The organism is Sphingomonas sp. BT-65, assembly GCF_026107375.2.
In the GTDB taxonomy this organism is placed as follows: Bacteria; Pseudomonadota; Alphaproteobacteria; order Sphingomonadales; family Sphingomonadaceae; genus Sphingomonas.
This window is the reverse complement of record NZ_JAPCIA010000001.1, coordinates 2,933,996-2,945,521: the sequence shown is the minus strand read 5'-3', so window position 1 is coordinate 2,945,521 and position 11,526 is coordinate 2,933,996. Positions and strand designations below refer to the sequence as shown.

The 11,526-nt window shown below is 68.8% G+C and carries 14 protein-coding genes; 8 read left to right on the top strand and 6 right to left on the bottom strand.

The annotated features are described in order from the left end of the window. Positions 1-11 precede the first annotated feature (11 nt). Complete coding sequence (locus OK349_RS14175; RefSeq protein WP_265118440.1) at positions 12-563, top strand: CAP domain-containing protein; 552 nt, start codon at positions 12-14, stop codon at positions 561-563. Positions 564-570: 7 nt separating this feature from the next. Here the strand turns inward: OK349_RS14175 and OK349_RS14170 are convergent, their stop codons facing one another. Both OK349_RS14170 and OK349_RS14165 read right to left on the bottom strand, forming a co-directional pair. After that, a complete protein-coding gene (locus OK349_RS14170; protein ID WP_265118439.1) occupies positions 571-993 on the bottom strand; it encodes a YybH family protein in 423 nt (140 codons plus the stop codon). Between the two features lie 91 nt (positions 994-1,084). Beyond that, positions 1,085-1,717: a TetR/AcrR family transcriptional regulator gene (locus tag OK349_RS14165; protein WP_265118438.1), complete on the bottom strand. Its 633-nt coding sequence runs from the start codon at positions 1,715-1,717 to the stop codon at positions 1,085-1,087. 106 nt (positions 1,718-1,823) lie between these two features. Between OK349_RS14165 and OK349_RS14160 the strand changes: the two genes are divergently transcribed. Continuing rightward, positions 1,824-2,324 carry a DinB family protein gene (locus OK349_RS14160; RefSeq protein WP_265118437.1) on the top strand — a complete coding sequence of 167 codons (501 nt, stop codon included), beginning with the start codon at positions 1,824-1,826 and terminating at the stop codon, positions 2,322-2,324. A gap of 83 nt (positions 2,325-2,407) precedes the next feature. Here OK349_RS14160 and rdgB read toward each other — a convergent pair whose 3' ends face one another. Both rdgB and rph read right to left on the bottom strand, forming a co-directional pair. Further along, positions 2,408-3,049, bottom strand: a complete 642-nt coding sequence (gene rdgB, locus OK349_RS14155; RefSeq protein ID WP_265118436.1) for an RdgB/HAM1 family non-canonical purine NTP pyrophosphatase — start codon at positions 3,047-3,049, stop codon at positions 2,408-2,410. Next, positions 3,046-3,762, bottom strand: a complete 717-nt coding sequence (rph, locus tag OK349_RS14150; protein WP_265118435.1) for a ribonuclease PH — start codon at positions 3,760-3,762, stop codon at positions 3,046-3,048. Before rph ends, rdgB begins: the two co-directional genes overlap by 4 nt. Positions 3,763-3,853: 91 nt before the next feature. Here rph and OK349_RS14145 point away from each other — a divergent pair, with 91 nt between their 5' ends. From OK349_RS14145 to OK349_RS14120, 6 genes are all read left to right on the top strand, one after another. Then, on the top strand, positions 3,854-4,387 hold the full coding sequence (locus tag OK349_RS14145; protein ID WP_265118434.1) for a DUF6438 domain-containing protein: 534 nt from the start codon (positions 3,854-3,856) through the stop codon (positions 4,385-4,387). A 32-nt stretch (positions 4,388-4,419) separates the two neighbouring features. Then, positions 4,420-5,463, top strand: coding sequence for a heat-inducible transcriptional repressor HrcA (gene hrcA, locus OK349_RS14140; RefSeq protein ID WP_265118433.1), 1,044 nt, complete (start codon positions 4,420-4,422; stop codon positions 5,461-5,463). A gap of 21 nt (positions 5,464-5,484) precedes the next feature. Further along, positions 5,485-6,033, top strand: a complete 549-nt coding sequence (gene grpE / locus OK349_RS14135; RefSeq protein WP_265118432.1) for a nucleotide exchange factor GrpE — start codon at positions 5,485-5,487, stop codon at positions 6,031-6,033. Between the two features lie 273 nt (positions 6,034-6,306). Further along, on the top strand, positions 6,307-9,048 hold the full coding sequence (locus OK349_RS14130; protein WP_265118431.1) for a [protein-PII] uridylyltransferase: 2,742 nt from the start codon (positions 6,307-6,309) through the stop codon (positions 9,046-9,048). 38 nt (positions 9,049-9,086) lie between these two features. After that, complete coding sequence (locus tag OK349_RS14125) at positions 9,087-9,467, top strand: VOC family protein (RefSeq protein ID WP_265118430.1); 381 nt, start codon at positions 9,087-9,089, stop codon at positions 9,465-9,467. Beyond that, positions 9,464-9,634, top strand: coding sequence for a hypothetical protein (locus OK349_RS14120; protein ID WP_265118429.1), 171 nt, complete (start codon positions 9,464-9,466; stop codon positions 9,632-9,634). The genes OK349_RS14125 and OK349_RS14120 overlap by 4 nt, the downstream gene beginning before the upstream one ends. Positions 9,635-9,651: 17 nt before the next feature. Here the strand turns inward: OK349_RS14120 and infC are convergent, their stop codons facing one another. Together infC and OK349_RS14110 are read right to left on the bottom strand one after the other, a co-directional pair. Further along, the gene (gene infC, locus OK349_RS14115; RefSeq protein ID WP_265118428.1) at positions 9,652-10,185 is read right to left on the bottom strand and encodes a translation initiation factor IF-3; all 534 of its coding nucleotides are present in this window, start codon (positions 10,183-10,185) and stop codon (positions 9,652-9,654) included. A 183-nt stretch (positions 10,186-10,368) separates the two neighbouring features. Beyond that, the gene (locus OK349_RS14110; RefSeq protein WP_265118427.1) at positions 10,369-11,511 is read right to left on the bottom strand and encodes a hypothetical protein; all 1,143 of its coding nucleotides are present in this window, start codon (positions 11,509-11,511) and stop codon (positions 10,369-10,371) included. Positions 11,512-11,526 lie beyond the last annotated feature (15 nt).

Sequence of the window (11,526 nt, the reverse complement as noted above, 5' to 3'; positions counted from 1 at the left end):
GCTTGCGAAAGATGCTGTTGCTGCCCTTGCTCCTTCTCGCCGCCTGCTCGCCGCCGCAGGAGGCACCCGATCGCGTGATCGAGCCGCGCCGGTTCGAGGCGAATGCGCCGCGCGGCGATGACCGGCTGCGCGACGCCATGCTGGACCTGCACAACGACGCGCGAGCCGCAGTGCGGATGCCGCCACTGGCATGGGACGAGGGCCTGGCGCGCGATGCCGAGCGCTATGCCCGCGATCTCGCCCGGCGCGGCGTGTTCGAGCATTCGAAACAGCCGGGCGGCCCCACGGCGCAAGGCGAGAACCTGTGGACCGGCACGCGCGGCGCCTATCGCTATGAGGAGATGGCGCGGCACTGGATCGACGAGCGCCGCGTCTTCGTGAACGCGCCGATCCCCAATGTCAGCCGGACGGGCCGCTTCGTCGATGCCGGGCATTACAGCCAGATCGTGTGGAGCACGACGACGCGCATCGGCTGCGCGCTCGCGAGCAATCAGCGCGACGACTATCTGGTGTGCCGCTATTCGCCCGCCGGCAATGTGTGGGGCCAGCGGGCGCTACCGTAGGGCGATCTCACGCGCCGCGCTGAGCGAGCGCCTCGCGCATCAACTCCGGCGCCAGCGTGACCGAGATATGCTCGTGCACGATCCGCCAATGCCCACCGGTCTCGCGCCATCCCGCGGTCACGCGCACCCGATAGTCGATCGCGGCGCCCGCGCGCGCGGCAAAACGGACATGGGCGACATAGTGGCAGAAGGCGGCGTCGCCAGCGCCCTCGACGCGCAGATGCTCGACATCGAATGCGATTTCGCCCTCGACTCCCTCGAACCACGCTTCGAAATTCCGGCGATAGGCGGCAGCGCCCTCGACCCGCAGCGGCGGGCGGAGATCGAACACGATCACCTCCGGCGCATAATGCGCCATCAACGCATCGAGATCCTTCGCGCGGATTGCCTGCGCCAGCGTGCCGACTCGTTCGGCGACCAGTTCGTGCATCGCGTCCTCCAGCAGGGGCCTCCGGATAGACGCGCGGGGGACCGCCGAGTTGCACGGCCTGGACCGCACCGCGCGCGGCCGACCGCAAGGCTCAGGACGCCGGCACGGTCCGCGAGATGCCGGTCACCGGCCGCAGATAGCCGACCACCAGCCGCGTGACTTCCTCGACCAGTCCCGCCGGCTCGATCATGTCGGGGTGGCGCAGCACCGCCTCGTGCGTGAGCGTCTCGACCGTGGTCACGCAGATGAAGGTCGCGGTGTCGAGGTCGGTCACCGCGATCTCGTCGCGGCGCGCGTCGAGATAGGCGCGGACCAGCGCGAACACCTCGCGGTTGATCGCCTCGATCTCGTCGAGCTGGCCCATGCGCGGGATCTGCTCGTCGAAGATGCGGTGCAGCGCGGGATCGACGCGGTGCGCGTCGACCATCGCGGCGATCAGCTCGCGCATCGCCGGCTCGAGATCGAGCGAAGCGACCGCCGCCAGCGCGTCCTTGAGCAGATCGAGCATCGCGCGTGTGTGCCGCGCGATCAGCGCCGCCACGATCGATTCCTTGTTGGGGAAATATTGGTAGAGCGAGCCGACGCTGACCCCCGCCACGGCGGCGATGCGGTTGGTGCTGGCACGGTCATAGCCATCGCGCACCAGAATGCGAGCAGTCGCGTCGAGCAGCGCCTCGACCGTCGCCTGCGAGCGCTGCTGCGACGCGATTTTGCGTGGAGTCATGGGAATGGCGCGGGCCATGGCGATCCGATCCGGGCAATGCGAGTAGACAATGTGAGCGATAGCTCGCAAATTTCCGGCACGCAATCCCGGACCAGAGAGGACGACGATGCCGGCCTATCCGTACGACACGCTGATGCGCTACAAACGCTGGGCGACCAACGGCCTGACCGAGGCGATCGCGGCCAATCTGCGCCGGATCGGCGATCCCGACCTGGTGCTGATCCGGCGGCTGCTCGACCATATCCAGACGGTCGACGAGATCTTCGGCGACAATCTGGAGGGACGCGCGCATGGCCGCCGCGCCGCGCGCTCGTTCGAACTGCCCGAGTTCGAGACGCTGGCGCGCAAAGCGATCGTCACCGCCGACTGGTACGTCTCCTACGCCGATCTGTTAGGCCCGGCCGGACGCGACGAGATCGTCGACTTCACTTACTCGAACGGCGCGCCGGGACGGATGTCGCGCGGCGACATGCTGCTGCACGTCGCGATGCACGGCACCTATCATCGCGGCAATATCGGCGTGATCCTGCAGAAGAACGGCATCGAGCCCAATGCCGACCGGCTGACCGACTTCCTCGCGGCCGAGCGCACGCTGGAAGCGGCCTGAACGAGCGGACGGAACCGATGTGAGTCAATTCCTCCCCCCGGAGGGGGAGGAATTGAGAGGTGGATGCCGACGACCTTTCGAATTCAGAAGACGGCCGCCACCAGCTGGCGGAAGGCATCCGCGCGGTGGCTCATCGCGTGCTTGGCCGCGGGGTCCATCTCGCCGAAGGTCTCGGCGTGGCCGTTGGGCAGGAACATCGGGTCGTAGCCGAAGCCGTTGGCGCCGCGCGGCGGCCAGACGAGCGTGCCGTCGACCCGCCCCTCGAACCATTCGACATGGCCGTCGGGCCAGGCGAGCGCGAGCGCGCAGACGAAATGCGCGTCGCGCGGCGGCGCGGGCTCGCCCTCGACCGCCTTGCCGGCGATGTTCCTCTCGACCAGCTCCATCGCCAGGCCGAAATCCTTGGCCGGCCCGGCCCAGCGCGCCGAGAAGATGCCGGGCTCGCCGCCCAGCACCTCGATGCACAGGCCCGAATCGTCGGCGAGCGCCGGGAGGCCCGAGAGATCGGCGGCCTGCAGCGCCTTCAATTCGGCATTGGCGACGAAGGTGGTGCCGGTCTCGTCGGGCTCGGGCAGGTCGAGCGATGCGGCGCTGACCGGCTCGACGCCATAGGGGGCGAGCAGCTCGCGGATCTCGCGCACCTTGCCCTCGTTGTGGCTGGCGATGACGAGCCTGCCCGGGGCGAGCTTGCGGATCGCCTGCGGCTCCCTGCCCTCCCCGCTCACCGGCCGACCGCCTTCAACTGGGCGGCGAAGATGTCGTTGCAGCCGATGCGCGCGAGGCGGAGCAGGCGGAGCAGCCCCTCCTCGTCATAGCAGGCGCCCTCGGCCGTCGCCTGCGCCTCGGCGATCTTGCCGTCGGAGAGGAGGACGAAGTTCGCGTCGGCGTCGGCCGCGCTGTCCTCGTCATAGTCGAGGTCGAGGACGGGCGTGCCCTGGTAGATGCCGCAGCTGACGGCGGCGACCTGCTGGCGGATCGGATCGCTCTCGAGCGCGCCCGACTGGAGCAATTTGTCGACCGCGAGGCGCAGCGCGACCCAGGCGCCCGAGATCGCCGCGGTGCGGGTGCCGCCATCGGCCTGGATCACGTCGCAGTCGAGGGTGATCTGGCGCTCGCCGAGCGTGGTGAGATCGGTGACCGCGCGCAAGGATCGGCCGATCAGCCGCTGGATCTCCTGGGTGCGGCCCGACTGCTTGCCCTTCGCCGCCTCGCGGCTGCCGCGGGTGTGCGTGGCGCGCGGGAGCATGCCGTATTCGGCGGTGACCCAGCCCTGCCCCTTGCCGCGCAGGAAGGGCGGCACGCGCTCCTCGACGCTGGCGGTGACCAGCACCTTGGTGTTGCCGAACGCGATCAGCACCGAACCCTCGGCATGGATGGTGAAATTGGGCTCGATCGAAATCGCGCGCATCTGATCGGGGGCGCGGCCGCTTGGGCGCATAGGTGAAATCTCCTGTGGCTGTCAGGTGCGGCACCTAGACGGCGCGAGCGGAACGCGCCAGTCTTTGCACGCGATCCATCGGGAGTGCGCGATGAGACGGTTGGTAGCGATCATGTTGCTCGGGCTCGCGGTGGCGGGGTGCCGCGGGATCATCCCCGAGAGCGGCGGGGCGGCGCCGGGAGCGGCGCCCGCATCGGCGCCGGCACCAACGTCGCGCGAGGCGATCACCTATGAGGCGGGGCCGTGCTTCGGATCGTGCCCAGTATACAGCTTCACCGTCGCGCCGGACGGGCGCGGGAGCTTCACCGGCAAGAACTTCACCACCGTCACCGGCGAGCGCAGCTTCGAGCTGACGCCGGCGCAGTATGACGCGTTCGCGGCAGCGCTCGCGCCCTACCGGCCGGCACGCGGGACGACGCGCCGCTATGCGCATGGCGAGCCGGGATGCGAGCAGGCGGCGACCGACATGCCGAGCACCGAGATACGCTGGCGCGCGGAGAGTACCACGACGCTCTATTATTATTTCGGCTGCGACCGCGCGGCGAACCAGGCGATGGCCGATGCGATTGGCAATGCGCCCGACCTGATCCCCGCGCTGGCGCCGCTGATCGGCGCGCGGCCTTGAGCGTGCGCGCAGGGGCGCTACATGACTGATCTGTGACCACCCCGCCGATCACCGAGCTGACCGATCGCGCGCGCGACATTTTTCGCGTGGTGGTGGAATCCTATCTGGAGGCGGGGCAGCCGGTGGGGTCGCGGACGATCTCGCGCGTGGCGGGACTCAACCTCTCGCCGGCCTCGATCCGCAACGTGATGCAGGATCTGGAGGAGTTCGGGCTGCTCGCCGCGCCGCACACCAGCGCAGGAAGGATGCCGACCGAGTCGGGCCTCAGGCTGTTCGTCGACGGGATGATGCGCGCGTCCGAGCCCTCGGCGGAAGAACGCGCCGCGATCGAGGCGCGCGCGGGCACCGGCGGGCCGGTGGAGGAGGCGCTGGCGAATACGACGTTGGCACTCTCGGGGCTGTCGGCGTGCGCGGGGATGGTGCTGGTGCCCAAGGCGGAGCGCGTGCTGCGCCAGTTCGGCTTCGTACCGCTGGGACAGGATCGCGCGCTCGCGGTGCTGGTCGGCGAGGACGGGTCGGTCGAGAACCGCGTGGTCGAGCTGCCGCCCGGCATGCCGGCCGCGGCGCTGGAGCAGGCGGCGAACTATCTGACCGCGACGCTCGGCGGGTTGACCTTGAGCGAGGCGCGAGCGCGGGTCGAGCGCGAGCTGCGCGCCGAGCGGGCGGCGCTCGACGATGCGGCGCGGGCGCTGGTCGAGCGGGGGCTCGCGATATGGTCGCAGGATGGCGGCGACCGGCCGGTGCTGATCGTGCGCGGCCAGGCGCGGCTGCTCGACGCGGCGGCCGCCGACGACCTCGACCGGGTGAGCCAGCTGCTCGACGAGCTCGAGGGCAAGGAGGAGATCGCGCGGCTGCTCGACAGCGCGCGCGAGGGCGAGGCGACGCGCATCTTCATCGGATCGGAGAACAAATTGTTCGCGCTGTCGGGGTCATCGGTGATCGCGAAACCGGTGCGATCGCTGGACGGCCGCGTGGTCGGCGTGGTGGGTGTCATCGGACCGACACGGTTGAACTATGCCCGCGTCGTGCCCATGGTGGATTTCACCGCCGCGACATTGGCCAAGCTATTGGCCTGAACCGATTAGAAAACAGGGACTATGACCGAAGAAGACAAGACCGAGGCGACCGAAGACCTTCGCCAGGAAACCGCCGCCGAGGCCCCCGAAGTCGCCGACCACGACCGCGTCGCGCAGCTCGAGGCGCAGTTGGAAGAGGCCCAGAACGCCACCCTCTATGCCCGCGCCGAGGCGCAGAACCTGCTGCGCCGCGCGCAGAAGGAAGCCGAGGACGCGCGCGCCTATGCCGCGACCAGCTTCGCGCGCGACATCCTGTCGGTGGCGGACAATCTGTCGCGGGCGCTCTCCGCGATTCCCGAGGATCTGCGCGGGGACGAGAAGATGAAGGGGCTGGTCGCCGGGCTCGAAGCCACCGGCCGCGAGCTGGATTCGGTGTTCGCGCGGCACGGCATCTCCAAGGTATCGGCGCTGGGCGAGGCGCTCGACCCCAATCGCCACCAGGCGATGATGGAAGTGCCGAGCGCCGACGCCGCGCCGGGCACGATCGTGCAGGAAATCCAGTCGGGCTACATGATTCGCGACCGGCTGCTGCGCCCGGCGCTGGTCGGCGTGGCGCGGAAGGCGGATTGAGCTTACTCCTCCCCTGAGCTTGCTCAGGGGAGGCGGTGGTGGAGGGGGCGTAGCTGCGAACAGCGATGTGCCGGCGGCACATCGCAGCAGCGGAGCCGGCTTGCGGAGCAAGCCGTGGCCGCAGAGGGCAGTATCCAGCGGCGCCATTCGGCCGTCTGCGCGGCCGCCCCTCCGTCAGCGCTGCGCGCTGCCACCTCCCTGCGAGGCAGGGGAGGATCGGGAGCAGCTGAAACCATCCTAGCGCCCGGGCGACGCTTCCCCTATCTGCCCCCCATGTCCGCGCGCTTCGACTCCGTTCCCAACCGCCGCGCGATCGTCGATCGCCGCGCGCTGGCGGACGAGCTGGCCACGCTCGATGCGCCCGACACGATGCGGCTGCGCCAGGCCGCGGCGCTGCGGCTCAAGACCGCGCTGGAGGCGGGCCGCGCGGAGATCGCGAACCGGCTGACCGAACATCCCGCGCGCGGGCACGAGAGCGCGGCGAGCGGCGCGTTCCTGATGGACCAGCTGCTGCGCGTGCTGTGGGACTTCACCACCAGCCGCCTCTATCCCAACAGCAACCCGAGCGCGGCCGAGCGCATGACGCTGGTCGCGGTGGGCGGCTATGGCCGCGGCGAGATGGCGCCGTTCAGCGATGTCGACATCGCCTTCATCACGCCGTGGAAACAGACCAGCTGGAGCGAGCAGGTCATCGAATCGATGCTCTATTCGTTGTGGGACATGGGGCTGAAGGTCGGCCATTCGTCGCGCTCGCTCGACGAGATGGTGCGCGAGGCGAAGAACGACGTGACGATCCGCACCGCGCTGCTCGAAGGGCGCTATGTGTGGGGCGATACCGCGCTCTACGACGAGGCGGCCGCCCGCTTCCGCAACGAGGTGCAGAACGGCACTGCCCGCGCCTTCATCGCGCAGAAGCTGGACGAGCGGAACGAGCGCCATCGCAAGATGGGCGACAGCCGCTATGTCGTCGAACCCAACCTCAAGGAGGGCAAGGGCGGGCTGCGCGACCTGCACACGCTGTTCTGGATCGGCAAATACACCTATGGCGTGCGCGAGCCGGCCGAGCTGGTCGGCGCGGGGCTGCTGACCAAGCTCGAATACCGCCAGTTCCGCAGAGCCGAGAATTTCCTGTGGGCGGTGCGCTGCCACCTGCACAACCTCGCCGGGCGCACCGAGGACCGGCTGACCTTCGACTTCCAGCGCGAGATCGCGGAGCGCATGCGCTACGCCGACCGGCCGGGCAAGTCGAAGGTCGAGCGCTTCATGCACTTCTACTTCCTGCAGGCGAAGATGGTCGGCGACCTGACCGGCGTGTTCCTCGCGCATCTCGACGAGAAGTTCGCGGCGCGCGGGAGCCGCTTCGGGCTGCCGCGCATCCGCCGCTCGCCGGCCAAGCTCAAGGGCTTCGTGCTCGATCGCGGGCGCCTCGCGCTGCCGCGCGACAGCTTCTTCGCCGAGGAGCCGGTGCGGTTGCTCGAGGTGTTCCAGCTCGCCGACCTGCACGCGCTCGAAGTACATCCGCTGACGATGCGCGCGGCGGCGCGCGACGCCAAGCTGATCGACGACAAGCGCAACGATCCGCGCGCCAATGCGCTGTTCATGGAGGTGCTGACGTCCCCGCGCGATCCCGAGACGGTGCTGCGCTGGATGAACGAGGCGGGGGTGTTCGGCCGCTTCGTGCCCGACTTCGGCCGCGTCGTCGCGCAGATGCAGTTCGACATGTACCACCACTACACGGTGGACGAGCATTCGATCCGCGCGATCGGGCTGCTCGCCAGCATCGAGAAGGGCGAGAAGCGCGAGGATCATCCGCTGGCGAGTGGCATCCTCGACCAGATCGCCTCGCGCCGGGCGCTGTACGTCGCGGTGCTGCTGCACGACATCGCCAAGGGCCGCGGCGGCGACCATAGCGTGCTCGGCGCCGAGGTCGCGCAGCGGCTGGGCCCGCGGTTCGGCCTGACGCCGGCCGAGACCGAGACGGCGGCGTGGCTGGTGCGTTGGCACCTGCTGATGTCCGCGACCGCGTTCAAGCGCGACCTTTCCGACTTCAAGACGATCCTCGACTTCGCCGAGGTGGTGCAGTCGCCGCAGCGGCTGATGATGCTGCTCGTGCTCACCATCGTCGACATCCGCGCGGTGGGGCCGGGCGTGTGGAACGGGTGGAAGCGCCAGCTGCTCACCAATCTCTACGACAGCGCCGAGGAGGTGCTGCGGCTCGGCCACAAGCAGCGCGGGCGGAGTGAGCGGATCACCGCCAAGCAGGAGGCGCTCGCCGCGGCGATGGGACGCGACGTCAGCGCGCTGATCAAGCGGCTGCCCGACCCCTATTGGGTCGCCGAGCCCGAGGACGTGATCGAGCGCAATGCACGCTTCATCGAGCGCGCGGGCGAGGCGCAGCTGTCGGTCGAGGCGACGGTCTATCCCGATCGCGGCGCGACGCTGGTGACGGTCTATGCCGCCGACCATGCCGGCCTGTTCTACCGTATCGCTGGCGCGATCCATGCCGCGGGCGGCAACATCATCGACGCGCGCATCCACACCACGCGCGACGGCATGGCGATCGACAATTTCCTGGTGCAGGACCCGCTCGGCCGCCCGTTCGACGATCCCGGCCAGCTCGCGCGGATCGAGACGGGGATCGCCGAGGCGCTGGCCAACCGCGCCAAGCTGACCGAGCGGCTCGCCGCCAAGCCGCTGCCGCGGCTGCGCGCCGACGCCTTCGCGATCGAGCCCGCGGTGCTGATCGACAACAAGGCCTCGAACCGCTTCACCGTGATCGAGGTGAATGCCCGCGACCGGCCGGCTTTGCTCCACCACCTCGCCTACGCCCTGTTCCAGTCGAAGGTGACGATCCACTCGGCGCATGTCGCGACCTATGGCGAGCGCGCGGTCGACACCTTCTATGTGACCGACCTGACCGGCGACAAGATCACCGCGGTGCTGCGCCTGAAGTCGCTCGAGCGGCGGATGCTCGACGCCGCCACCGGCCTGGGGGAATTCGCCACCGCCGCCTGATCCTGTTACGCTCGCGCGGACCGGCAAGGAGACAGGCGATGGGCGTACTCGGTATGGGCGGGCTGTTCTTCCGGGCGAAGGATCCCGATGCGCTGAACAGCTGGTATCGCGAGCATCTGGGCGTCGGCGCCGGATGCAATGCCGATGGCGAGGGCGAGCCCGACGAGTGGTTCTGGCAGGTGCAGGGCGGGCCGATGGTGTTCGCGCCGTTCAAGGCCGACACCGACTATTTCGCCGCGGACAAGGCGTTCATGATCAACCTGCGCGTCCGCGACCTGGAGGGGTTGCTCGAGCAGCTCAACGCTGCGGGGATCGCGATCATCACCAAGGACGAATGGGACACGCCCGAGACGGGCAAGTTCGCGCGAATCCACGATCCCGAGGGCAATGCGATCGAGCTGTGGGAGCCGCCGGCATGAGCGCGGTGTGGATTGCGCTGATCGCGGTCGGCGTTTCGCTGCTCACCACCTTCGTCGCGCTCTATGCCGCACGGATCAAAGCGCGCGAAGGCGAGGAGCACTACACGCATCCTGCCAGTTCACCGGCGACCAGCAATGACTGTGGGAGCGATGGCGGCTGCGACTAGCGCAGCCGCACATCAGTTCACTTCGGCGCCAGCACCATCAGCATCTGGCGGCCTTCCATGCGCGGATAGCTCTCGACCTTGGCGTCCTCGGCGGTGTCCGCCTGGACGCGCTGGAGCAGCGCCATGCCGAGCTGGCCGTGCGACAGTTCGCGGCCGCGGAAGCGCAGGGTGATCTTCACCTTGTCGCCCTCGCCGATGAACTTGTGGACCGCCTTCATCTTCGTATCATAGTCGTGATCGTCGATGTTCGGACGCATCTTGATCTCCTTGATCTCCTGCGTCTTCTGCGACTTGCGCGCGAGGTTGGCCTTTTTCTGGGCCTCGTACTTGTACTTGCCGACATCGAGGAACTTGGCGACGGGCGGATCGGCGTTGGGCGACACCTCGACCAGGTCGAGGCCGAGCTCCTGCGCCTGTTCCATCGCCTCGCGCGTGTACATCACGCCCAGATTCTCGCCCTCATGGTCGATCACGCGGACCTTGGGCGACTGGATGAATTCATTGAAGCGCGGGCCGGTGGGCACCGGGGGCGCGAACCCGCGCCGGGACATGGGAGGACGTATGGAGGTATCTCCTGTTACAGTTTCGGACAGCTAGAATAGCGCGCCTGCGCACGACAGGGTAGCCCCGCCGGGCGAGTCCTGGCGAAAAAGCCACACGCTGTGGCGCTGGCGCTACGTTGATATGGGGCGCGAATGCCTTTCAGGCAAGCGGAGAGCGGGCTGGTGCCGCCACTAACTAAGCGGCCAGAGGCGATCAACCGGGCGTTCGAGCACGCGCGCGGCGGCGGCGTGAAGGCTCTGCGGCCCGAGCCGGCTAGTGGCCGCGGCCCTGGCGATCCATTGCTCGATGTCGCCGCCGGTCTCGACCCATTTGTCCTGGCGGAGCAGGCCGTAGAGCGCGGCGGCGAGGACATGGATGCCGTCATCGGCCTGCCGCCAGCGGTCGGCAGGGTTGCGCGCGACGCCGAGCGCCTCGCTGATCAGCTGGTCGAGCGCCTCGCACATATCCTCGTTGAGCATGCCGTCGAGCGTGGTGTAGCCCCATTTGGGATCATGCTCGCGGACGATGCGCGGGATCAGCGGATCCTTCGCGAGCACCGCCAGCGCCGCCTTCGCCGCGGGGCCGTCCATCGGGAAGGGCGGGTGCAGCATCTCGTGCGCGGCGATGCGGACGGTGGTCGCGGTGTCGTAGTCGGCGGCCTGAAGGAAGGTCTGGTCCTGCATCTTGGCACCGTGCGGCTTGGAGAAGGCGAGCAGCACGACGTTGATCACGGGATCGAAGGTGCGGCCAGTGAGCTTCTCCTGCCAGCGCACCACGTCGTAGCTGGCGAGCGCGCGCGACACCTCGGCGATGCGGGCATCGAACTGCGCGCCGAGCTTGTCGCGGCGGAAGGCGGCGAAGCCGGCGTCGCGCATCGCGGTGAAGACGCGGAGCAGACGCGGGGCGTTGGCCTTGAGCCAGACGAAATCGGAATCCTCGCGGCTGGGATTCTTGTCGAAGGCGGGGCTTACCTTGCCGTCGAGATCGGACAGCGACGCGATGACCGAATCGAGCGTGGTGACCCCTGCCCCGCTCAGGATGTTGGCGAGCACCGGCCAGAGCAGGCCGAAGGTCGACTTGTCGGATTCGTCGGCGAGCCTGGGGATGTCGGCGCGGATTTCGGCCGGCAGCTTGGGCGTGAAGGCGTCGGCCTCTGCGGCGTAATAGCGGCGATAGAGATCGCGGCCGGACAGCGGGCCGAGGAACGCGATCGCGTCATAGCCCTCCGAGCCGATCACGTTCCAGCGGGTGCGCATCGGCGGCTTCGCGGTCTGCGCAAGCGCAGGGATGGCGGGGACCGCGAGCGCGGCGGCGAGGAAGAGGCGGCGGTTCATGACTGTGCTACTATC